Annotated in this window: 16 protein-coding genes; 10 read left to right on the top strand and 6 right to left on the bottom strand. The window is 67.7% G+C overall.

The window, feature by feature from the left end; all coding sequences use genetic code 11:
• Positions 1–21: 21 nt before the first annotated feature.
• The 8 genes from imuA (at position 22) to nagE (ending at position 13,112) form a co-directional block, all read left to right on the top strand.
• Positions 22–729 carry a translesion DNA synthesis-associated protein ImuA gene (gene imuA, locus WK25_RS13655; protein ID WP_040142078.1) on the top strand — a complete coding sequence of 236 codons (708 nt, stop codon included), beginning with the start codon at positions 22–24 and terminating at the stop codon, positions 727–729.
• Positions 662–2,149, top strand: coding sequence for a Y-family DNA polymerase (locus WK25_RS13650; protein WP_069241773.1), 1,488 nt, complete (start codon positions 662–664; stop codon positions 2,147–2,149). The genes imuA and WK25_RS13650 overlap by 68 nt, the downstream gene beginning before the upstream one ends.
• 6 nt (positions 2,150–2,155) lie before the next feature.
• Positions 2,156–5,371, top strand: coding sequence for an error-prone DNA polymerase (locus WK25_RS13645; protein ID WP_069241772.1), 3,216 nt, complete (start codon positions 2,156–2,158; stop codon positions 5,369–5,371).
• 322 nt (positions 5,372–5,693) lie between these two features.
• The gene (locus tag WK25_RS13640) at positions 5,694–6,428 is read left to right on the top strand and encodes a GntR family transcriptional regulator (protein ID WP_040142071.1); all 735 of its coding nucleotides are present in this window, start codon (positions 5,694–5,696) and stop codon (positions 6,426–6,428) included.
• A 122-nt stretch (positions 6,429–6,550) separates the two neighbouring features.
• A complete protein-coding gene (gene nagA / locus WK25_RS13635) occupies positions 6,551–7,654 on the top strand; it encodes an N-acetylglucosamine-6-phosphate deacetylase (RefSeq protein WP_069241771.1) in 1,104 nt (367 codons plus the stop codon).
• Positions 7,647–8,663 carry an SIS domain-containing protein gene (locus WK25_RS13630; protein WP_040142067.1) on the top strand — a complete coding sequence of 339 codons (1,017 nt, stop codon included), beginning with the start codon at positions 7,647–7,649 and terminating at the stop codon, positions 8,661–8,663. Before nagA ends, WK25_RS13630 begins: the two co-directional genes overlap by 8 nt.
• A gap of 15 nt (positions 8,664–8,678) precedes the next feature.
• On the top strand, positions 8,679–11,261 hold the full coding sequence (gene ptsP / locus WK25_RS13625) for a phosphoenolpyruvate--protein phosphotransferase (RefSeq protein ID WP_040142065.1): 2,583 nt from the start codon (positions 8,679–8,681) through the stop codon (positions 11,259–11,261).
• A gap of 87 nt (positions 11,262–11,348) precedes the next feature.
• A complete protein-coding gene (gene nagE / locus WK25_RS13620; protein ID WP_069241770.1) occupies positions 11,349–13,112 on the top strand; it encodes an N-acetylglucosamine-specific PTS transporter subunit IIBC in 1,764 nt (587 codons plus the stop codon).
• A gap of 184 nt (positions 13,113–13,296) precedes the next feature.
• On the opposite strand, the gene WK25_RS13615 is transcribed toward nagE, so the two are convergent.
• The 6 genes from WK25_RS13615 to rpoH all read right to left on the bottom strand — a co-directional run bounded on the left by WK25_RS13615 (position 13,297) and on the right by rpoH (position 20,842).
• Complete coding sequence (locus tag WK25_RS13615) at positions 13,297–15,780, bottom strand: family 20 glycosylhydrolase (protein WP_069241769.1); 2,484 nt, start codon at positions 15,778–15,780, stop codon at positions 13,297–13,299.
• 603 nt (positions 15,781–16,383) lie between these two features.
• The gene (gene cydX / locus WK25_RS13610; protein ID WP_069241768.1) at positions 16,384–16,506 is read right to left on the bottom strand and encodes a cytochrome bd-I oxidase subunit CydX; all 123 of its coding nucleotides are present in this window, start codon (positions 16,504–16,506) and stop codon (positions 16,384–16,386) included.
• A gap of 55 nt (positions 16,507–16,561) precedes the next feature.
• Positions 16,562–17,698, bottom strand: coding sequence for a cytochrome d ubiquinol oxidase subunit II (gene cydB / locus WK25_RS13605; protein WP_069241767.1), 1,137 nt, complete (start codon positions 17,696–17,698; stop codon positions 16,562–16,564).
• 31 nt (positions 17,699–17,729) lie between these two features.
• Positions 17,730–19,310 (bottom strand): cytochrome ubiquinol oxidase subunit I, encoded by a 1,581-nt coding sequence (locus WK25_RS13600; protein WP_069241766.1) that lies wholly within the window; start codon positions 19,308–19,310, stop codon positions 17,730–17,732.
• Positions 19,300–19,578, bottom strand: a complete 279-nt coding sequence (gene cydP / locus WK25_RS13595; protein WP_040142053.1) for a cytochrome oxidase putative small subunit CydP — start codon at positions 19,576–19,578, stop codon at positions 19,300–19,302. The genes WK25_RS13600 and cydP overlap by 11 nt, the downstream gene beginning before the upstream one ends.
• Positions 19,579–19,906: 328 nt before the next feature.
• Complete coding sequence (gene rpoH / locus WK25_RS13590) at positions 19,907–20,842, bottom strand: RNA polymerase sigma factor RpoH (RefSeq protein ID WP_040142051.1); 936 nt, start codon at positions 20,840–20,842, stop codon at positions 19,907–19,909.
• A gap of 360 nt (positions 20,843–21,202) precedes the next feature.
• Between rpoH and WK25_RS13585 the strand changes: the two genes are divergently transcribed.
• Together WK25_RS13585 and WK25_RS13580 are read left to right on the top strand one after the other, a co-directional pair.
• Positions 21,203–21,772, top strand: a complete 570-nt coding sequence (locus WK25_RS13585; protein ID WP_040142049.1) for an acyloxyacyl hydrolase — start codon at positions 21,203–21,205, stop codon at positions 21,770–21,772.
• 45 nt (positions 21,773–21,817) lie between these two features.
• Positions 21,818–22,201: a nuclear transport factor 2 family protein gene (locus tag WK25_RS13580; RefSeq protein WP_040142047.1), complete on the top strand. Its 384-nt coding sequence runs from the start codon at positions 21,818–21,820 to the stop codon at positions 22,199–22,201.
• Positions 22,202–22,273: the final 72 nt, after the last annotated feature.

Raw genomic sequence — 22,273 nt, 5'->3', positions numbered from 1 at the left:
CATACAGTTGTGGGTGGCGTCATGCTCGCATCCTCCATTTCCCCCGAATCCCTTCATCCCTCTCTGTGGCGAGGCTCGCAGCTCGCGCGCGGCGGCCCGCGCACGATCGACACGGGCTTCGCGCCGCTGTCCGCCGAGCTGCCGGGTGGCGGGTGGCCCGTCGGCGGGCTCGTCGAACTGCTGGCCGCGCAACCTGGCTGCGGCGAGATGCGGCTGCTCGCGCCCGCGCTTGCGCGCACCGTCAGCGCGCGGCGTCCGCTTGCGCTCGTCGCGCCGCCGCACGCACCGCATGCGGCCGCGCTCGCCAGCCTCGGCGTGCCGTCCGATGCGCTGCTGTGGCTGCGCGCCGGCAGCCGCACGGATGCCTTGTGGGCCGCCGAGCAGGCGCTCAAGGCGGGCTGCTGCGGCGCGCTGTTGCTCTGGCAGGACGCGCGGCCCGATGCGCTGCGGCGCCTGCATCTCGCGGCCGCGCGCACCGGCGATACGCTGTTCGTGATGCTGCGCCCGCTGTCGGCCGCGCGGCAGCCGTCGCCGGCCGTGCTGCGCGTCGCGCTGCACCCGGTGCCGGGCGGCGTGTCGCTCGACATCGTCAAGCGTCGCGGGCCCGCGCGCAGCGAGCCGCTCGAGCTCGATTTGCCGTCGCCCATCGTGGAGAGCCGCTATGCGCGTCTTGCTCGGCATCCATCTGCCGCGCCTGCCGCTCGACGTGTGCGCCGCGCCGCCGTCTGACGCAGCGGCCGGCGAGGCCGGCTGTGCGGTGCTCGAGCAGGGCGTCGTGCTGATCGCCGATGCGGCTGCGCGCCGGCAGGGCGTGCGTGCGGGCATGAAGCGCGGCGGCGTGCTGACGCTCGCGCCCGACACGCGGCTCGTCGAACGCGATCCCGCCCGCGAGGCCGATGCACTGCGCGCGGTCGCGCTCGCGTTGCTGCGCTTCTCGCCGTGCGTCGCGCTCGACGACGAAGCGACGCTGATCGTCGACGTCGGCCCGAGCCTGCGCCTGTTCGGCGGGCTGCCGGCGCTGTGCCGCCAGGTGCGGGCAACACTCGCGGCGCTCGGCTATGCGGCACGCCTGTCCGCCGCGCCGACCGGGCGCGGCGCGTGGCTGCTCGCACGCACGTCGGCGCGGGCGCGCATCCGGCGCCGCGTGGCTGCGCCGGCTTCGCTCGTCCGCACGCTCGACCGGTTGCCGTGCGTGCTGCTGCCCGATGCGCGTCCGTATGCAGGCTGGTTCGACGGCCTCGGCTGCCGCACGCTCGCCGATCTGCGAGGCCTGCCGCGCGCGGGGCTGCAGCGCCGCTGCGGTCCGGCGCTGCTCGCCGCGCTCGATCGCGCGTACGGCGATGCGGTCGAGCCGCTCGCATGGATGGCGGTGCCGCCCGTGTTCGACGTACGGCTCGAGTTGCCGGAGCGCGTCGAATACGCGGAAGCCGTGCTGTTCGCCGCGCGGCGGCTCGTCGTGCAGCTCTGCGGGTGGCTTGCCGCGCGGCAGCTGTCGCTTGCCGCGATGACGTTCGATCTCGAGCACGAGCGCGGCCGCCAGGCCGTGCCGCCGACGCCGCTCGAGCTTGCGTTCGCGGCTCCGGTGCGCGACGAAGCGCACTTCATGCGGCTGCTCGGCGAGCGGCTCGCGCGCGTCGAGTTGCCGGCCGCGGTAATCGCGGTGCGGCTGAAGGCCACGCGCGTCGAATCGGTCGCGCCGCCGGCCGACGATCTGTTTCCCGAGCCGGGCGGCACGAAAGAGACGCGCGAGCGCTTGCTCGAACTGCTGGTCGCTCGGCTCGGCGCGGACAACGTGCTGCGCGCGGCGCCCGTCGCCGATTACCGGCCGGAGGCCGCGAACCGCTGGCTGCCGCTCGATGCGCAGGCAGGCAAGCCGGCCGGCGGGCTGCCGGCCGCGCCGCCGCGCCCCGCGTGGCTGTTGGCCGAGCCGTTGCCGCTGCTGATGCGCGGCGAGCGGCCGGTATTTCATACGCCGCTGCGGATGATGTCGTCGACGGAGCGGATCGAGGCCGGGTGGTTCGACGGTCAGCTCGCTGCCCGCGATTACCACGTCGCGCAGGACGAAGCCGGTGCGTGCTATTGGGTGTTCAGGGAGCGAGCGGGGAGCGAGTCCGAACCGCACTGGTTCCTGCACGGGCTGTTCGGGTGAACGAAGATGGTTGCGCAATTCAGTCTGCTGCCCGATTACGCGGAGTTGTTCTGCCGTTCGAACTTTTCGTTCCTGCATGGCGCGTCGCATGCGGAAGAACTGGTCGAGCGGGCGGCGGAACTCGGCTATCGCGGGATCGCGATCACCGACGAATGCTCGCTCGCCGGCGCGCCGCGCATGCATGTTGCCGCGAAGGCGAAAGGATTGCCGCTCGTCATCGGTTCGTATTTCGAGGTCACGCCGGATGAAGCCGCACCCGGCCACGATCCGGGCCCCGGCGCGTTCGGGTTCGTGTTGCTCGCGCAGAACCGCGAAGGGTACGGCAACCTTTCCGAGCTGATTTCGTGGCGGCGCATGGCGTCGCCGAAGGGCACTTATACGCTGACGTCGCGGATGCTGTCGGCGCCGCCGGCCCAGTTCGCCCATTTGCGCGGCATGCCCGACTGCTTCGCGATTCTCGTGCCGACGTATCCGGTGCGGGCGGACGTGCTCGATGCACAGGTCGCATGGTTTCGCGCAACGTTCGGCGAGCGTGCGCGGCTCGGGCTCGTGCAGTTGCAGCGCGCGCTCGACGGTGCGCAGCGCGAAGAGATCCGCGACGCCGGCGAGCGTCGCGGTGTGCGCGTCGTCGCGCTCGGCGACGTGACGATGCATGTGCGCTCATGCAAGCCGCTGCAGGACGTGATGACGGCGATTCGCGTCGGTATGCCGGTTTCCGAATGCGGGTATGCGCTTGCGCCGAATGCGGAGCAGCATCTGCGTTCGCGCGGGCGGATCGCGAAGTTGTTCGCGCCGGCCGAGATCGCCGAGACGTGCGCGATGCTCGACGCGTGCGATTTCGAACTCGATTCGTTGCGCTACGAGTATCCCGACGAAATCGTGCCCGACGGCCACACACCGACGAGCTACCTGGAACAGGAAACGCGGGCGGGCGCGGCCGCGCGTTATCCGCAGGGCATTCCGGAGAAGGTCGAAAAGCTGATCCGCCATGAACTCGAGCTGATTGCAAAACTGAGCTACGAACCGTTCTTCCTGACCGTCTATGACATCGTCAAATACGCACGCAGCCAGAACATCCTGTGCCAGGGCCGCGGCTCGGCCGCGAACTCGGTCGTCTGCTATTGCCTCGGTATCACCGAGGTCGATCCCGACCAGAGCACGATGCTGTTCGAGCGCTTCATCAGCGAAAAGCGCGGCGAGCCGCCCGACATCGACGTCGACTTCGAGCATCAGCGCCGGGAAGAAGTGATCCAGCATATCTACGAAAAATACGGCAAGGATCGCGCCGCGCTCGCGGCCGCGGTATCGACGTATCGTCCGCGCGGCGTGCTGCGCGAAACCGGCAAGGCGCTCGGCGTCGATCCGATGCTGGTCGATCGCGTCGCGAAGGGGCATCGCTGGTTCGACGGCAGCCGCGATCTGCTGCAGCAATTCTCGTCGACCGGGCTCGACCCGCACACGCCGCTGATCCGCACGTGGGCGGAACTCGCCGCGCGCTTGCTCAACTTTCCGCGTCACCTGTCGCAGCACTCGGGGGGCTTCGTGATCAGCCGCGGCAAGCTCACGCGGCTCGTGCCGGTCGAGAACGCGGCGATGGACGGGCGGCGCGTGATCCAGTGGGACAAGGACGATCTCGAGGCGCTCGGGCTGATGAAGGTCGACGTGCTCGCGCTCGGCATGCTGTCGGCGCTGCATCGCGCGTTCGACCTGCGCACCACGTGGCGCGGGCCGGAGAAGAACGGCGAACCGTTCACGCTGAAACACATTCCGCAGGATGACAAAGCAACCTACGACATGATCTGCCGCGCCGATACGGTCGGCGTATTCCAGATCGAATCGCGTGCGCAGATGTCGATGCTGCCGCGGCTGAAGCCGCGCAATTACTACGATCTTGTCGTCCAGGTATCGATCGTGCGGCCCGGCCCGATTCAGGGCGGCGCGGTGCATCCGTACCTGAAGCGGCGCAGGATCGTGGCCGGTGAAGAGGAGGGTGAGATCACGTATCCGAGCGACGCGCTCAAGGAAGTGCTCGAGCGCACGCTCGGCGTGCCGATCTTCCAGGAGCAGGTGATGCAGATCGCGATCGTCGCCGCGGGTTTCACACCCGGTGAAGCGGATGACCTGCGCCGCGCGATGGCCGCGTGGAAGCGCAAGGGCAACCTCGAGAAGTATCACGACAAGATCATCAGCGGGATGCTCGAGCGCAACTACACGCGCGAGTTCGCCGAGCAGATCTTCGAGCAGATCAAGGGCTTCGGCGAATACGGTTTTCCCGAGAGTCATGCGGCCAGCTTCGCGAAACTCGCGTACGCGAGCAGCTGGCTTAAATGCCACGAACCGGCGATCTTCGTCGCCGCGCTGCTGAACAGCCAGCCGATGGGGTTCTACGCGCCCGCGCAACTCGTACAGGACGCGAAACGCCACGGCGTGAAGGTGTTCCCGGCCGACGTCACGCGCAGCGGCTGGGAGGCGTCGCTCGAAGCGCTGCCCGGCCAGCCGCCGCCGCACGGCCAGCCCGCGGTGCGGCTCGGCCTGTCGCTCGTGCGCGGTCTCGGCGAGGCCGCCGCACGGCGCATCGAGGCCGCGCGCGCGGCCGGCCCGTTCGAGAACGTCGATGCGCTCGCGCGCCGCGCGCAGCTCGAACGGCGCGATCTCGAAGCGCTCGCCGCCGCGAACGCGCTCGCGACGCTCGCCGGCCATCGCCGCGATGCATTGTGGCGGGCCGTCGCCGCGGCGCCCGAGCGCGACCTGCTCGCCGCCGCGCCGATCGACGAGGCGGAGCAGCCCGCGCTCGACGCGCCATCCGAAGCCGACGACATCCTCGCCGACTATCACGCCACCGGCCTCACGCTGAACCGCCATCCGGTCGCGCTGCTGCGGCCCGCGTTGCGTGCGCAGCGATTGTCGTCCGCGGCAGAGCTGCGCGACCGCCCCGACGGCCGCCTCGCACGCGCGTGCGGGCTCGTGATCGCGCGACAGATGCCGGGCACCGCGAAGGGCGTGATGTTCATGACGCTCGAGGACGAAACGGGCTGCGTAAACGTGATCGTGCGGCCCGAACTGCTCGCGCGGCAGCGCCGCGAAACGCTCGATTCGCGGCTGCTCGCAGCATCGGGCGTGTGGCAAGTCGTCAGCGACGTGAGGCACCTCGTCGCGCAGCATTTCGAGGACCTGACGCCGCTGCTCGGCGGCCTGCGCACGTCGAGCCGCGAGTTTCACTGACGTGACGCGCGCCGGACGCTTTCCGGGCGCCCGGCCGACGATGCATACCAGTTACGCGAACTGGTTCTATTCAGGTGTCGATTTCGTCCCTTTCAAGCGGCCGGATGCGCCGCCGGAACTGTCCCCTTGCATACCAATCCGGGTAAATCCCTATCCCGCATCGCATTGTAAACAAAGGCTTTTCGTTTGCTAAAACGCTTGCCGGACAAGGCTTCCCGCGATTTTGCTCCAGCTAATACCAGTTCGTTGACTGGTATTATGGTGGTTATATAATGCGTTCACTTTCGACGGTCCGAGATCGTCGTCCGACACGCGGAGGCACATGGAAACCGGCTGGTCCGAACTGGCGCCCGATCCCCTCGACGACACGCCGCTGTATCTGCAGCTTGCCCGCAATCTAACGAGCGCGATTCATGCCGGCGCGTGGCGGGCAGGCGAGGCGCTGCCGTCGGAGCGGCTGTTGTCGGCGTCGGTCGGCGTGTCGCGGATCACCGCGCGCCGCGCGCTCGCGCTGCTGGTCGAGCAGGGGCTGATCAAGCGGGCGCGTGGTGCGGGCAGTTTCATCACGCCGCGCGTCGCCGATCCGCTGTCGCGGCTCGTGGGCTTCACCGCGAAGATGCAGCAGCGCGGTTTCGTGCCCGATTCGGTGTGGCTGTCGCGCACGCTGCGCGCCGCCAGCCGCGACGAGCTCACGCGGCTCGGGCTCGCGCCGGGCGCGACGGTCGCACGGCTCGAGCGGCTGCGCCGCGCGGACGGCATCGTGATGGCCGTCGAGCATTCGACGCTGCCGGCCGCGGTGGTGCCGGATCCGCAGGCGCTCGGCGCGTCGCTGTACGAGTACCTCGACGCGCGCGGGATGACGGTCGTGCGCGCGCTGCAACACTTTCGCGCGGCGAACGCGACGCACGACGTCGCGAAATGGATGGCGGTGAAGCCGGGTTCCGCACTGCTCGTGATCACGCGCATCGGCTACGGCACCGACCAGCGCGCGATCGAAGTGACCGAAACGTATTGCCGCGACGATTACTACGACTTCGTCGCCGAACTGAAACGCTGACGCGCGAGGCTGCGCGCACGCCGCGCGACACGCAATGGAACGCAATCGCGCGCAATGAATCGCAACGAATTTGCAAAGCGCGACGCGGATGTCCGCGTCACCCGCTCATCAAGAGAAACGTCATGCTGACTGGAAACATCCTGACCCCCGACGGCTGGATTCACGGCTCGATCGACAGCGAAAACGGCCGCATCGCCGCGCTCGACGGCACCCCTGTGGAGCCTGCGAAGAACGACGCGCCGTACATCCTGCCCGGCTTCATCGACCTGCACGTGCATGGCGGCGGCGGCGCCGACGTGATGGAAGGCGGCGACGCGATCGACACGATCGCGCGCACGCACGCGCAATTCGGCACGACGAGCCTGCTCGCGACGACGATGACCGCGCCCCGCGACGAACTGATGGAAGTCGTCGCGAACCTCGGCATCGCGGCGCGCACGCGTACGCCCGGCGCCGCGCGCGTGCTCGGCGTTCACCTCGAAGGCCCGTACATCAACCCCGGCAAGCTCGGCGCGCAGCCCGACGCGGCGGTGTCGGCCGTACTCGACGAAGTGCTGAAGTACCTGTCGATCGCACCGATCCGCGTCGTCACGCTCGCGCCGGAAATCGCCGGCCACATCGAGATCATCGGCGAGATGGCCGCGCGCGGCGTGCGCGTGCAGCTCGGCCACTCGCTCGCGACTTACGACGACGCCGTCGCCGCGCTCAAGCATGGCGCATGCGGGTTCACGCACCTGTTCAACGCGATGTCGCCGCTGCATCACCGCAATCCGGGCCTCGTCGGCGCGGCGCTCGCGCATGCCGAGTACGCGGAAATCATCCCCGATCTGCTGCACGTGCATCCCGGCGCGATCCGCGCTGCGCTGCGCGCGATCCCGCGCCTGTACGTCGTGACCGACAGCACGTCCGCCACCGGCATGCCCGACGGCGAATACCGGCTCGGCAGCCAGCATGTGACGAAGTGTCTCGGCGGCGTGCGGCTCGCCGACGGCACGCTCGCCGGCAGCACGCTGACGATGGATCAGGCGCTGCGCAATCTCGTGTCGCTCGGCCTGCCGATCGCCGACGTTTCGAACCGGATGTCGCGCTATGCGGCCGACTATCTCGGCATCGCCGATCGCGGGCGCCTCGAGCGCGGCGCGTGGGCCGACCTCGCGGTGTTCGATCGCGACCTGAACCTCACCGCGACCTACGTCGAAGGAGAATCGATTGTCGAATATGCTTAAGGAAGCGCGCGAGTCCGCTCAGGTCGTCGCCGCGCAACTCGCCGACACCACGCGCGTCGAAGCGCTCGCCGGCCAACTGCTCGATCATCCGCCGGCCGTCGCGCTGACGGTCGCGCGCGGCAGCTCGGATCACGCCGCCAGCTATTTCGCGAGCCTGACGATGAGCCGCCTCGGCGTGCCCGTCGCGTCGCTGCCGATGTCGGTCGCGACGCTGCAGCAGGCGCCGCTGAAGGTGCAGGACCAGCTCGCGCTTGCGTTCTCGCAGTCGGGCAAGAGCCCCGATCTCGTCAACACGATGGCCGCGCTGCGCGAAGCCGGCGCGCGCACCGTTGCTGCCGTGAACGTGCTGCCGTCGCCGCTCGCCGACGCGTGCGAGCACCAGCTGCCGCTCATGGCCGGCCCCGAACTGTCGGTTGCGGCGACCAAGAGCTATATCGCGATGCTGTCGCTGTCCGCGCAGATCGTCGCGTACTGGCAGCGCGACGCCGCGCTGGCGACCGCGTTGCGCGGCCTGCCCGACGTGCTCGCGCAGGCCGGCCGGCTCGACTGGTCGCCGGCCGTTGACGCGCTCGCGGGTATCGAGCGGATGATCGTGATCGGCCGCGGCCTGGGCCTCGCGATCGCTCAGGAAGCCGCGCTGAAGCTGAAGGAAACGTCCGGGATCCAGGCCGAGGCGTTTTCGAGCGCCGAGGTCCGTCACGGCCCGATGGAACTGATCGACCGCGACTATCCGTTGCTCGTGTTCGCACCGCCGGGGCCGGAGCAGGCCGGGCTGCTGCAGCTCGCTCACGACATGCGTGCCCGCGGCGCCGCCGTGCTGCTCGCGGCGCCCGCCGGCACGCCGGGCGTGTCGGGCACCGTGCTGCCGCTTGCGCAATCCACGCATTCGGCGCTCGACCCGATCGCCGCCATTCTTTCGTTCTACGTGATGGCGGCCGAGCTTGCCGTCGCGCGCGGGCGCAATCCCGACACGCCGCGCCACCTGAACAAAGTCACCGAAACGCACTGATAGCCGAGACAGCCGATGAGACGCGCCGAGGAGTCCCAGTTGAAGAGTTCCACCCATGATCAGATTGTCCTGCTCAGCCCGTTGACGGGGCCGATCGTCGCGCTCGCCGATGTGCCCGATCCGGTGTTCTCCGGCGGGATGTTCGGCGACGGCATCGGCATCGATCCGCTCGCAGGCAAGCTCGTCGCACCGTGTGCCGGCATCGTGTCGCATCTCGCGCGCACCGGCCATGCGGTGACGATCACGACGCCGCAGGGCGCGGAAGTGCTGCTGCATATCGGCATCGATACCGTCGAGCTGAACGGGCAGGGCTTCACGGCGCGCGTCGAAGCCGGCGCGCGAGTCGATGCGGGCGACCTGCTGATCGAGTTCGACCAGGATGCGGTCGCGCGCAGCGCGCATTCGCTGGTGTCGGTCATCGCGATCGCGAACTCCGACGCGTTCGACGTCGTCGAGCGCGCGAGCGGTTTCGCGACGGCCGGCGAGACGCCGCTCCTGACGCTGCGCGGGAAAGGGGAAGCTGCGGCGCAAGCGGCGCAGGCGGGCGCCGCCGCGATGAACGAGGTGCGCCGCGAAATCGTGCTGACGCAGCCGGGCGGCCTGCATGCACGGCCGGCCGCGCGCGCACGCGAGTCGGTGCGCGGTTTGGATGCGACCGTCGACGTGCAATTCGAAGGCCGCAAGGCGTCGATCGCGAGCGTCGTGGGGCTGCTCGGCCTCGGCGCTGGCGAAGGGACGACGATCGAGCTGATCGGGCGCGGCGCACAGGCGCGGCAAGCGGTCGACGCGGTCGAACGGGAACTGCTGCGCGAAGCGCACGGCGAGGTCGAGGAGAAGCCGGCGCGGCTGCGCTCGCCCGCACCGCAGACGGTCGCGCGCGACACCGGCGCGCCCGCCGATCCGGACACGCTCGCGGGCGTGTGCGCGGCGCCGGGCATCGCGGTCGGCGCGCTCGTGCGTCTCGACGATGCGGACATCGTGCCGCCCGAACAGGCTGCCGGCACGCCTGCGTCCGAAAGCCGCCGGCTCGATCAGGCACTGAAGGCGGTCGACGCCGAACTCGACGACACGGTGCGCAACGCTTCGGCGCGCGGTGCGGTCGGCGAAGCGGGGATCTTCGCGGTTCATCGCGTACTGCTGGAGGACCCGACGCTGGTCGATGCGGCGCGCGACCAGATCAGTCTCGGCAAGAGCGCGGGCTTCGCGTGGCGCGCGACGATCCGCGCGCAGATCGACACGCTGTCGAAGCTCGACGACGCGCTGCTCGCCGAGCGCGCGGCCGACCTGCGCGACATCGAGAAGCGCGTGCTGCGCGCGCTCGGCCACACGAGCGGCGCGACGCGCGCGTTGCCGGACGAGGCCGTGCTCGCCGCGGAGGAATTCACGCCGTCGGACTTGTCGTCGCTCGATCGCCAGCGCGTGACCGCGCTGGTGATGGCGCGCGGCGGCGCAACGTCGCACGCGGCGATCATCGCGCGTCAGCTCGGCATTCCGGCGCTGGTGGCGGTCGGCGACGCGCTGTATGCGATTCCGGACGGCACGCAGGTCGTCGTCGATGCGAGTGCTGGCCGTCTCGAACACGCGCCGACCGCGCTCGACGTCGAGCGGGCGCGCCACGAGCGCCAGCGTCTGGACGGCGTACGCGAAGCGAACCGGCAGCTGGCCGGCGTTGCGGCCGCGACCATCGACGGTCGCGCGATCGAGGTCGCCGCGAACATCGCGACGCTCGACGACGCGAACACCGCCGTGGACAACGGCGCGGACGCGGTCGGCCTGCTGCGCACCGAATTGATGTTCATTCATCGCCAGGCCGCACCGACCGTCATCGAACACCAGCAGAGCTACCAGTCGATCGTTGACGCGCTGCAGGGCCGCACCGCGATCATCCGCACGCTCGACGTCGGCGCGGACAAGGAAGTCGACTACCTGACGCTGCCGCCCGAGCCGAACCCGGCGCTCGGCCTGCGCGGCATTCGCCTCGCGCAGGTGCGCCCCGATCTGCTCGACGATCAGCTGCAGGGCCTGCTCGCGGTGAAGCCGTTCGGCGCGGTGCGCATCCTGCTGCCGATGGTGACCGACGCGGGCGAGCTCGTGCGGTTGCGTAAGCGCATCGACGAATTTGCGCGCGCGCAAGGCCGCACCGAGCCGATCGAGGTCGGCGTGATGATCGAGGTGCCGTCGGCGGCGCTGCTTGCCGATCAGCTGGCGCAGCACGCGGATTTCCTGTCGATCGGCACCAACGACCTCACGCAATACACGCTCGCGATGGACCGCTGCCAGGCCGATCTCGCCGCGCAGTCCGACGGTCTGCATCCGGCCGTGCTGCGTCTGATCGACATCGCGGTGCGCGGCGCCGCAAAGCACGGCAAGTGGGTCGGCGTGTGCGGCGCGCTGGGCGGCGATCCGCTCGCGGTGCCGGTTCTCGTCGGCCTCGGCGTGACCGAACTGTCGGTCGACCCGGTATCGGTGCCGGGCATCAAGGCGCGTGTGCGCCGTCTCGATTACCAGCTGTGTCGCCAGCGTGCGCAGGAACTGCTCGCGCTCGACTCGGCACAGGCGGTAAGGGCAGCAAGCCGCGAGGTCTGGCCGCTCGACTGAACGTCGACGGCGGGCGCGCGACCCGTTTCACTACGAAAGCAATTAGGTCAACGACGCTTAACGACGAGACATGGATTGGAGGACTGAATGGACGGGAATCCGTTTCTGAAGATACAGGGCCTGGGCCGCGCGCTGATGCTGCCGATCGCGGTGTTGCCGGTCGCCGGCATCCTGCTGCGGCTCGGACAGCCGGACGTGTTCAACATCAAGATGATCGCCGATGCCGGCGGCGCGATCTTCGACAACCTGCCGCTGTTGTTCGCGATCGGCGTGGCGGTCGGCTTCGCGAAGGACAACAACGGCGTGGCGGCGCTTGCGGGCGCGATCGGTTATCTGATCGAAACCGCGATCATGAAGGACATCGATCCGAAGCTGAACATGGGGGTGCTGTCCGGGATCATCGCGGGCGTGGTCGCGGGCTTGCTGTACAACCGCTACAAGGACATCAAGCTGCCCGATTACCTCGCGTTCTTCGGCGGCAAGCGGTTCGTGCCGATCATCACGGGGCTGGCGTGCGTGATACTCGGGATCGTGTTCGGATACGTATGGCAGCCGATCCAGCATGCGATCGACGCGGCCGGCCAGTGGCTGACGACGGCGGGCGCGATCGGTGCGTTCGTGTTCGGCTTCCTGAACCGGCTGCTGCTCGTCACGGGCCTGCATCACATCATCAACTCGCTTGCGTGGTTCGTGTTCGGCAACTTCACGCCGCCGGCCGGCGGCGAGATCGTGCACGGCGACCTGCACCGCTTCTTCGCCGGCGATCCGACCGCGGGCGCCTTCATGGCCGGTTTCTTCCCGATCATGATGTTCGGCCTGCCGGCCGCGTGTCTCGCGATGCTGCATGAAGCGCCGAAGGAGCGCCGCGCGATGGTCGGGGGGCTGCTGTTCTCGATGGCGCTCACGTCATTCCTGACCGGCGTGACCGAGCCGATCGAATTCAGCTTCATGTTTCTCGCGCCGGTGCTGTACGTGATCCATGCGGTACTTACCGGGCTGTCGCTCGCGATCTGCCAGATCCTCGGCGTGAAGCTCGGCTTCACGTTTTCGGCCGGCGCGATCGACTACGTGCTGAACTACGGGCTGTCGACGAAGGGCTGGATCGCGATTCCGCTCGGTATCGCGTATGGCGTCGCGTACTACGGGCTGTTCCGCTTCTTCATTCGCAAGTTCAACATGGCGACGCCGGGCCGCGAGCCGGCGTCGGCCGATGCCGCGGCGCAATCGTACGCATCGGGCGGCTTCGTCGCGCCGGCGGCCGATGCCGCAGCGGTCGCGCCGCGCGCGCAGCGCTACATCGCCGCGCTCGGCGGTGCGGGCAACCTGACGGTCGTCGACGCATGCACGACGCGCCTGCGCCTGACCGTCGTCGATCCGGAGAAAGTATCCGAGCCGGAACTGAAGTCGATCGGCGCGCGCGGCGTGCTCAAGCGCGGCGGCAACAGCGTGCAGGTGATCATCGGGCCGGAGGCCGACATCATCGCCGACGAAATGCGTGCGGCAATCGGTAGCGGCGCGACCGGTGCTGCCGCGCCGGCCGCGGCTGCCCCCGCGCAGGCTGTCACCGGCGCGGCGGCCGGGCCGCTCGACCCGGATCCGCTGCGCTGGCTTGCGGTGTTCGGCGGCGCGACCAACGTCGCATCGCTCGACGCGATCGCGACCACGCGTTTGCGTGTCGTCGTGCGCGATGCGACGGCGGTCGATCGGGAGCGGCTCGGCGCGCTCGATGTCGCGTGGGTGTCGGCCGACACGTTCCACATCGTCTGCGGCAGCGCGGCCGTGCGCTATGCGGAACAGCTCGGCGCGCGCCTGCCGTCGGCGGGTGGCGGCGCGGCCGCGCAACCGGCGTGATGCGATGAAACGCGCCCGAGCCGCATGGCGGGTCCGGGCCGCCGGACGGTAGAACGAAAACGGCTTGCGACGGATGTGTCGCAAGCCGTTTTTCTTTGTGGGCGCGCGATGCGCTCAGCCGCATCGCGCACCGCCTGCGCCATTGATTCGGATCAGCCGCGCAGCCGTTTCGTCGTCCGATCGTTCAAGGATTCGTCAGCGTGAAGGTCGGCTTCCGGTAGCCGATCCCGGCCCGGTCGAGCTTCGGCAATTCGCGCTGCGTGACGAGCGTCGCGAAGCCGGCCCAGTCGCGCTGCAGCGCCGCCGTGTCGACATGATGCGTGTCGCCGCGCTTGTAACGCACGCCGGCCGCATACGGCAGCTCCCAGTCCGCCCGGTGCCACGCGCGCTCGGCGAGTGCGAGCAGCCGCGGATAGACCATGTACTCGAGGAACGTGTCGTTGCGCATCACCTCGCCCCATGCCTGCCCCTGAATCCCTTCGATGCGCGGTGCGGCGCCCGTGCCGGTGACTTCGAATGCGTTGCCGTCGCGATCGCCCATCACCTCCGCGTTCTGCGGCAGGTTCTCCGGCGCGAGCGAGAACACCTTGTACTCGTCGGTGGCTTGCGAGCCCCAGTAATAACCGCGCTCGCGCGGGTTCAGCGTGTACGGGAAGTCGAAGTACAGGTAGTCGGGCAACGCGAGCACCGTCAGATAGCCCTTGTTGCTCAGGTCGCGCGCGCTGTCCGAAGCGCCCCAGAAGATCGTGTCCCACAGCGACACCATCACGCGCCGCGTGCTGAAGTCTTGCGGCCCGTTCGCGTGCTTGATGCCATCCTGCCACGCGGCCATCGTGCCGATCCCGTTCGCATCGACCGCCGCGCTCACCTGCTTCGCGAAGCGCGTCGGCAACTCGTCGATCGACTTGATCTCGCCGCGCTGAAGCAGTGCCGTGCACGCGGGCGAGCGCGCCCACGGCTTGTCTTGCGCGGCCAGATCGATGCGCCCCTTGTTCGGGTCGGTGCCGTTCAGCGGCTGGAAGCCGCCGCCGAGCAGGATGTTCTTCGCTTCGTCGCCGCCGTAGTGCCAGATGCGCAGCGGAACCTGTGCGTCCGCATGCATCGCCGCGATCTCGCGGATCACTTTCGATGCGAAATTCAGCGCGCCCGGCACGCACGGATTCAGATCGCTGCGCCGGTCGTAGAACTGCACGGTCGTCAGGTTCGACGTGTCTTGCGGATCGAGCAGCCGGTACGCATTCGCTTGCTGGTCCCGGCCCGCCGCGTGCAGCCTCCGGTAGCGCGCTTCCATCGACACGACGGCCGCGCGCGCGTGCGCGGGCATGTCGATTTCGGGAATCACTTCGACGAAGCGGTCGGCCGCGTAGCGCACCAGCTCGACGTAATCGGAACGCGTCAGGTAGCCGCCGCCCGAGCGGTTGTCGGGACCGGAGCCGAGTTGCGGCAGCAGGCAGCGCGTCTCGCCCGGATCGTGGCAGCGGCGCGCGCCGATATCGGTCAGCTCCGGCAGGCCCGGGATCTCGATGCGCCAGCCTTCGTCGTCGGACAGGTGCAGGTGCAGGCGATTGAGCTTGTACGCGCTCATCTGGTCGATCAGGCGGCGCAGGGTCGCCGGATGCTTGAAATTGCGCGCGAGATCGACGTGCATCCCCCGGTGCACGAAACGCGGCGCATCCTCGACGAGCAGCGCCGGGATCGTGCCGCCGCCGGCCGGCGCGAGCGAGAACAGCGTCTGCACGCCGTAGTACACGCCCGCGCGATCGTAGCCTTCGATCAGGACGCCGCGCGGCCCGATCGCGAGCCGGTAGCCGCCCGGCTTCGCGATATCGGCCGGCAGCCGGCGCGGGGCCACCGCGCCGCGCACCGGTACGCGTGCGCCGTCGAGACCCAGCGTCGCCGCGCGCTCGCGCAGCGCCGCGACCTGCGCGTCGGGCAGGTCGGACAGCCCGAATTCGACGCCGCGCAGGTCGAGCGCGCCGGGCAGCGGTTGCTCGCGCTTCACGCTCGGCAGCGCGCGGCTCGCATCGGGGCGCGCGGCCACCGGCGGCGCATTGCCGGTCGAGCTGTTCTGCGCGTCGGCCGGCAGCGATTCGACGTAGCGCAACTCGTCGTCGGTGTCGTTGTAGCGCAGCACGGCAGGCGGCGCGCCATCGACGACGACGTACGGCCGCGGAATCACGTCGCTGTAGCGCCGTAGCCAGTATTCGGCGACGAACGGCAGCTCGATGCGTTCGCCGGGCCCGAGCCGGACGGCGCCCGGCTGCGGTGTCAGTTCGTACAGGTCGCCCGTGAGCCGCCGCAGCGCGAAGTCAGGCCGGTCGATCCGCAGCAGGCGGCGGATGCTGTGCAGGTAGAGCTTCCAGCCGCCGTCGGCGATCGGCTGGTGGCCGCGATTCTGCAGAAACAGGCGTCCGGTCGCGCAGGCCGCACCGTCGGCGCCGAGATCGGCGCATGGCACGCCGGCTGCGGCCGCGTGATTGTTGTCGACGACCACGCGCAGCGCGAGACCGTTCGCGAGCACTGCGGCCAGGTCGGCCGGCTGCATGGCCGGCCGCGCGGTGCCGGCGAGCGCACCCGCAGCGGATTGCGCAGGCTCGGCGCAGCTTGCCGCCGGCAGCAGTGCCGCGATCAGCAAGCCGGTCAACAGGGAAGGCAACGTGTGTTTCATTCGAACTCCTCAGAAAAAAGGGGCGTAGCGGCCTCGCGAGACGACGTCGCTGCGGTCTGGGCTTTCAACGGAGCTGCGGGGGACATCGATGTCCGGCGTGACGAGGGGAGCCGGACGTGTTCGACACGCTGATGACGCGCGTTACGGCCCCGGAGTCGAGTACGCGTGCCGATCGGATCGGCGCGAGCGCCGGAACGCGTTCATCGGGGCGGCGCGCGGACCGCTGCGATACGGACGCGACAATCGCGAGCACCGTCCGGCAGGTATCGCCGGCCGGCGGGGGCGCGCGGCCGGCCGGGAACGGCCGCTGCACGCGAACGGCGACGCGGTGCGACGGCGCGCAGCAGACACGGAAATCGCATGTCTCCCCCACTGAATGGAAACGGCCTGTCAGCGGCCGTGTGGAAAGATCTTATGAAACCTTTTATTGGTATTCAAGTGGTATCAATCTGGCGCTAAATTGGCATCGGTCTGTGAACCGCGGCCGGCGTGACGACGACGAAAAAAAACCTCGCATGAAGCGAGGTTCGTTCCGGCGATGCGACGGCGCGGCGAGGGCTGCGGCATGGGTGCCGGCCGCGCGCGCCGCGCATGTATCGCACGTCAGTCGCGGCGTGCGCGCACCGACGCTTCCTGCGATTTCTGCCGCGCTTCGAGCCACATCGCGTTGACGATGCCGAACGACAGTGCGACGCCGATACCGAGAATCCAGCTGAAATACCACATGATCCGACTCCTTGCGAAACGGTGGCGAAGGGCGCGTATGCGCCCCCGGCCGGGTTCAATACATCGAGTGCTTGTTCTCTTCGAGCGATTGATGCGTGACCTTGCCGCGCATCACGCGATAGACCCAGCCCGTATAGAGCAGCACGATCGGCAGGAACACGACCACCGCGAACAGCATCACCTGCAGCGTCATGTGGCTCGACGTCGAATCCCATACGGTGAGGCTGCTGCGCGGATCGAGCGACGACGGCATGATGAACGGGAACATCGAGAAGCCCGCGGTCAGGATCACGCCGGCGATCATCAGGCCCGTGCAGAAGAACGCCGTCTTTTCCTGCTTCGAGCCGGCGAGCAGCAGCGCGAGCAGGCCGCCGGCGATGCCGACCACCGGCGCCGCGATCATCCACGGATATTCGCCGTAGTTTGCGAGCCAAAACCCCGAGCCGGCCGCGACGTCCTTCAGCAGCGGGTTCGCGACCGTGTCGTTCGGTGCGGCGTGGGTGATGTGGAAGCCGCCGATGGTCGACGCGACGAGCACGCCTGCGAGCACGAACAGCACGACCGCGACGAGGGCCGACACGCGCAGCGCGATCGACGCGCGGCGAGCGATCGCGCCGTCGGTCTTCATCTTGATGAACGCGGCGCCGTGCGCGACGAGCATCGCGAGGCTGACGAGCCCGCAGAGCAGCGCGAACGGGTTCAGCAGCGCCCAGAAGCCGCCGTAGTAGGTCACGCGCAGGTCGCTGTCGAACTTGAACGGCACGCCCTGCAGCAGGTTGCCGAATGCGACGCCGAACACCAGCGCCGGCACGAAGCCGCCGACGAACAGGCCGCAGTCCCAGCCGGCGCGCCAGCGCGGGTCGGGCCGCTTGCTTCGATAGTCGAAGCCCACCGGCCGGAAGAACAGCGCGAACAGCACGAGCAGCATCGCGAAGTAGAAGCCCGAGAACGACGCGGCATAGACGAGCGGCCACGCGGCGAACATCGCGCCGCCGGCCGTGATAAGCCATACCTGGTTGCCTTCCCACGTCGCGCCTACCGTGTTGACGATGATGCGGCGCTCGTCGTCGGTCTTGCCGAGAAACGGCAGCAGCGCGGTCGCGCCCATGTCGAAGCCGTCGGTGACGGCGAAGCCGATCAGCAGCACGCCGACGAGCAGCCACCAGATCAGCTTGAGAGTTGCGTAGTCCATAGCGATTCCTTGTTCCGTTGCGGGGGCGTGCTCAAACCGCGGCGCGCTCGCCGGCTGAGGCGAGTTCGTGGTGATAGCGGCCGGTATGCAGCGACGACGGGCCGAGGCGCGCGTACTTGAACATCAGCTTGATCTCGATGACGAACAGTGCCGTGTAGAACGCGATGAAACCGGCGAGGCTCAGGTACAGGTCCGTCGACGTCAGGCTGGACGCGGACAGATGCGTCGGCAGGATGCCCGCGATCGTCCACGGCTGGCGGCCGAGCTCCGCGACGACCCAGCCGAATTCCGCGGCGAGCCACGGCAGCGGGATCGCCCACACCGCATAGCGCAGGAACCAGCGGCGGTTGTCATCCAGCAGCTGCCGGCGCGCGCAGAACCAGAACGCTGCGATGAAGGTCGCGAGGAACAGGAAGCCGAGGAACACCATGATCCGGAACGAGAAGAACACGGGCGCGACCGGGGGGATCGTCTTCTTCGCGGCGGCCTTGATCTGCTCCGGCGTCGCATCGACCACGTTCGGCGTGAATTGCTTGAGCATCAGCCCGTAGCCGAGATACTGCTTGTGCTGGTCGAACAGCGCGCGGGTCGCGGCGCTCGTGTCGCCTTGCTTGATCTTCTGCAACGCGCCGTACGCGACCATCCCGCTCTGGATGTGTTCCTCGCTGTGCTTCGCGAGTTCGCGCAGGCCGACCACCGGCTCGTCGATCGAGCGCGTCGCGATCAGGCCGAGCGCGTACGGGATCTTGATCGCGTAGTCGGTGCGCTCTTCCTTCTGGTTCGGGATGCCGATCAGCGTGAACGAGGCCGGCGCGGGCTGGGTTTCCCATTCGGATTCGATTGCGGCGAGCTTCATCTTCTGCACTTCGCCGGTCGTATAGCCGGATTCGTCGCCGAGCACGATCACGCACAACGTGGCCGCGAGGCCGAAGCCCGCCGCGACCGCGAACGAGCGCAGCGCGAAGTCGGTGTCGCGCTTCTTCAGCAAGTACCATGACGAGATGCCGAGCACGAACATCGCCGCCGTCACGTAGCCGGCCGACACGGTGTGCACGAACTTCACCTGGGCGACCGGGTTGAACAGCACGTCGAACAGGCTCGTCAGCTCCATGCGCATCGTCTGGTAGTTGAACTCGGCGCCGACCGGGTTGTTCATCCAGCCGTTCGCGACGAGGATCCACAGCGCGGACAGGTTCGAGCCCAGCGCGACGAGGAACGTGACGATCAGGTGCTTCACCTTCGACAGGCGGTTCCAGCCGAAGAAGAACAGGCCGACGAACGTCGATTCGAGGAAGAACGCCATCAGGCCTTCGACCGCGAGCGGCACGCCGAAGATGTCGCCGACGTAGTGCGAGTAGTACGACCAGTTCGTGCCGAACTGGAATTCGAGCGTGATGCCGGTCGTCACGCCCATCGCGAAATTGATCCCGAACAGCTTGCCCCAGAACTGGGTCATGTCCTTGTAGACCTGCTTGCCGGTCATCACGTACACGGCTTCCATGATGACGAGCAGCCAGGACAGGCCGAGCGTCAGCGGCACGAACAGGAAGTGGTAGAGCGCCGTGATGCCGAACTGCAGACGCGACAGATCGACGACTTCGCTACTTATCATGGTGGTCTCCCTCGGAGGATGCAGGCGCCGGCACCGAGAGCAGCTTCTCGGCGACGACGGCAGGCGGCAGCGACATGTGCTGGGCCTGCGGATGATTGAAGAATGCGTATTTGAGCGACATCAGCAGGATCAGCTTGACGATCAGCACCAGCGTGATGTCGCGCACGAGCGTTGGCCCGCGGGCCCACGCGACGATGCGCGCGCGCCAGCCGACCGTGCCGTCGGCACGCGGGGAACGCGCGGCAGGCTCTTTATTGATCGAGATCAAGGCGATAATCCTGAATCGATTTACGTGGTTTGGGGCGACTTTACGTCGGATTTATGACGGCGGTTAAGCTGTTTTTTTAATCCTTTTAAGCCGACGTGCCAATTTTAAAATGCCGGCTTCCCGCTGCCGAGTGCCGCGCTGCGGCAGACCGTCGCGAACGGCGGGTGAAAACTTGAGGCAGATCAAGGTTATACGGAAGGAGGCGGAATCCGTCCGATACCCGATCAATAAGGTCAGTCAATAAACGACGCGTGACGCGAAATGACAGGCGAAAAAAAACCGCTGCCGGGCGGGGCAGCGGTTTTGGGGGGAACGCTCTGAATTGCGCTTATGCGTATTCGGCGAGTGCGGTGCGCATCTTCTTCATTGCGCTCGCTTCGATCTGGCGGATGCGTTCCGCCGATACGCCGAATTCGGCCGCGAGGTCGTGCAGCGTCGAGCCGCCCGAGCCGTCGTCGTCGACGTTCAGCCAGCGCGCCTCGATGATCCGCCGGCTGCGCGCGTCGAGCGCGTCGAGCGCCTGCGCGATGCCGTCCGTCTGCAGCATGTCGCGCTGACGCGCGGCCAGCACGGCGGTCGGCTCGTTGTGCGAATCGGCCAGGTAGGCGATCGGCGCGTACGCCTCTTCGCCGTCCTCGACTTGGCCCTCGAGCGCGATGTCACCGCCCGACAGGCGCGTTTCCATCTCGGTGACTTCCTCGCGCTTGACGTTGAGCTCCTGCGCGAGGCCGTCGATTTCCTCGGGCGTCATCGCCTGCATGCTCTTCTTGTGGCTGCGCAGGTTAAAGAACAGCTTGCGCTGCGCCTTCGTCGTCGCGACCTTCACCATCCGCCAGTTGCGCAGGATGTATTCGTGAATCTCGGCCTTGATCCAGTGAATCGCGTACGACACCAGGCGTACGTTTTGCTCCGGATCGAAGCGCTTTACCGCCTTCATCAGGCCGATGTTGCCTTCCTGGATCAGGTCGCCATGCGGCAGCCCGTAACCGAGATAGTTGCGCGCGATCGACACGACGAGCCGCAGGTGCGACAGCACGAGGTGGCGCGCCGCGTCCAGGTTGTTGTGTTCGCGGAATTCGGTCGCGTACTGGCGTTCTTCCTCGGCGGTCAGCAGCGGGATCCGGTTGACGGCCTGGATGTACGCGTCGATGTTGCCAAGCTGGCCCGGCAACATCGCGTGGGTTGCGAGCGCCAGCGAGCCTGCCGATTCGGCCTTGGCCGGCGTCGGGCTCAGGGTGTTCGGAAGGGTCAGGGCGTGGCTCACTAAAAACTCCTTTGGAATCAGGGACAAACCCGTAGTCTCGGATGAGATTCCGGGGCCCATCTTAGCACTCCGGCAATCCGAGTGCTAATTCCTTAGAGGGCACGGGGGCATCCAAGTTCCCGTTTTTCTATCGACTTGCTGGAGTCGATAGTCTAATTTGCGACCTGTGCGGTGTCGCCGAGTTCCGTAAGTCGTTGTTTCAGATAGTAATCAGTAGACGTTTTCGATTTTTGTAGTTTTGGAAGCAAACAATTTCGCTTCCTGATGCCGATCCGAAAAGTCCTTTACCATACCATTCAGTTCGCTCGGGCCCAGCCGCTGCGGCGAGGCTCCATTCAACCCACAAAGTTGGAGTGTCAGATGAACAATAAGAAGAACCGCCGGCCTCGTACCCGGCTTGCGGTGCATGCGCTGGTGGCGGCGTCGCTGCTCGGCGGATCGGGCGCCGCGTTTGCGGATCGGTGGGGCATCCAGGCGGGAGGCGGGTTTTCCGATCGCCACGGGATCGACAAGGCCGATCTCGGTGTGGTGTGGGATCCGGGCTGGAACTGGTGGGAAATCGGCGGCTGGCACTTCGCATTCGTGATGGAAGGCCATGTCGGCTACTGGCACACCGGCGGCAACGTGCACGCCAATATCGGCGAATTCGGCGCGACGCCGATGTTCCGTTTCATCAAGAGCGCGGGCCAGGTGCGCCCGTTCGTCGAAGCCGGCGCCGGGATCCGGTTCCTCACGCATCCGACCATCTCGAACAACCTGTCGCTGTCGACGTCGTTCCAGTTCGCGGACGTCGTCGGTGTCGGCGCGCAGTTCGGCGAACGGCAACAGTATCAGCTCGGCTACCGTTTTCAACATGTGTCTAACGCGGGTATCAAAGAGCCGAATCCTGGTATAAATTTCCACCAGTTCTACGTGCAGTACAACTTCTGATCCGCACGCCGGCGCACGGCGGGCGCGTTGCCGAGGAGTCAGGCGATGGCGAAGGTGGTCGATGCGATTCGCGCACTCGAGCGCGATCGGTTCCGGGCGATGGTCGACGGGGACGGCGAGGCGCTCGACGCGCAATTGTCCGACAAGGTTTTCTTCGTGCACACCAACGGCAAACGCGAAACCAAGCAGCAGTTCATCGACGCCATCGTCGCCGGCCGCCGCCGCTATCGCCAGATCGAGATCCAGTCGCAGGACTTGTTGCCCGTCGGCGATGCAACCTGCGTGGTCACCGGGCGCGCATTGATCGAGATGGAAACGAACAACGGCGGCCTCGTGTTCCCGATCGCCTATACGGCCGTGCATACCCACGAACACGGCGAATGGCGGCTGCTCGCGTGGCAGGCGACGCGGTGCGCGACCGAGACGTGAGCGCGCGTGGCGCTCGTTTTCACGTCCCAATCGAAGCGGCCTTCTGGGCCGCTTCTTGTTGGCCCGTGCACC

The sequence above is a fragment of the Burkholderia latens genome (assembly GCF_001718795.1).
GTDB classification, from domain to species: domain Bacteria; phylum Pseudomonadota; class Gammaproteobacteria; order Burkholderiales; family Burkholderiaceae; genus Burkholderia; species Burkholderia latens_A.
Note: the sequence above shows the minus strand (reverse complement) of the source record. Positions and strands in the feature narration are given on the sequence as shown.

Coding starts and splice junctions, on each gene's coding strand:
- nagA (WP_069241771.1), top strand. CDS start 6,551: ATGCTGACTGGAAACATCCTGACCCCCGACGGCTGGATTCACGGCTCG.
- WK25_RS13630 (WP_040142067.1), top strand. CDS start 7,647: ATGCTTAAGGAAGCGCGCGAGTCCGCTCAGGTCGTCGCCGCGCAACTC.
- ptsP (WP_040142065.1), top strand. CDS start 8,679: ATGAGACGCGCCGAGGAGTCCCAGTTGAAGAGTTCCACCCATGATCAG.
- cydB (WP_069241767.1), bottom strand. CDS start 17,698: ATGGACTACGCAACTCTCAAGCTGATCTGGTGGCTGCTCGTCGGCGTG.
- nagE (WP_069241770.1), top strand. CDS start 11,349: ATGGACGGGAATCCGTTTCTGAAGATACAGGGCCTGGGCCGCGCGCTG.
- cydX (WP_069241768.1), bottom strand. CDS start 16,506: ATGTGGTATTTCAGCTGGATTCTCGGTATCGGCGTCGCACTGTCGTTC.
- WK25_RS13600 (WP_069241766.1), bottom strand. CDS start 19,310: ATGATAAGTAGCGAAGTCGTCGATCTGTCGCGTCTGCAGTTCGGCATC.
- WK25_RS13580 (WP_040142047.1), top strand. CDS start 21,818: ATGGCGAAGGTGGTCGATGCGATTCGCGCACTCGAGCGCGATCGGTTC.
- WK25_RS13650 (WP_069241773.1), top strand. CDS start 662: ATGCGCGTCTTGCTCGGCATCCATCTGCCGCGCCTGCCGCTCGACGTG.
- imuA (WP_040142078.1), top strand. CDS start 22: ATGCTCGCATCCTCCATTTCCCCCGAATCCCTTCATCCCTCTCTGTGG.
- WK25_RS13615 (WP_069241769.1), bottom strand. CDS start 15,780: ATGAAACACACGTTGCCTTCCCTGTTGACCGGCTTGCTGATCGCGGCA.
- WK25_RS13645 (WP_069241772.1), top strand. CDS start 2,156: ATGGTTGCGCAATTCAGTCTGCTGCCCGATTACGCGGAGTTGTTCTGC.
- WK25_RS13585 (WP_040142049.1), top strand. CDS start 21,203: ATGAACAATAAGAAGAACCGCCGGCCTCGTACCCGGCTTGCGGTGCAT.
- WK25_RS13640 (WP_040142071.1), top strand. CDS start 5,694: ATGGAAACCGGCTGGTCCGAACTGGCGCCCGATCCCCTCGACGACACG.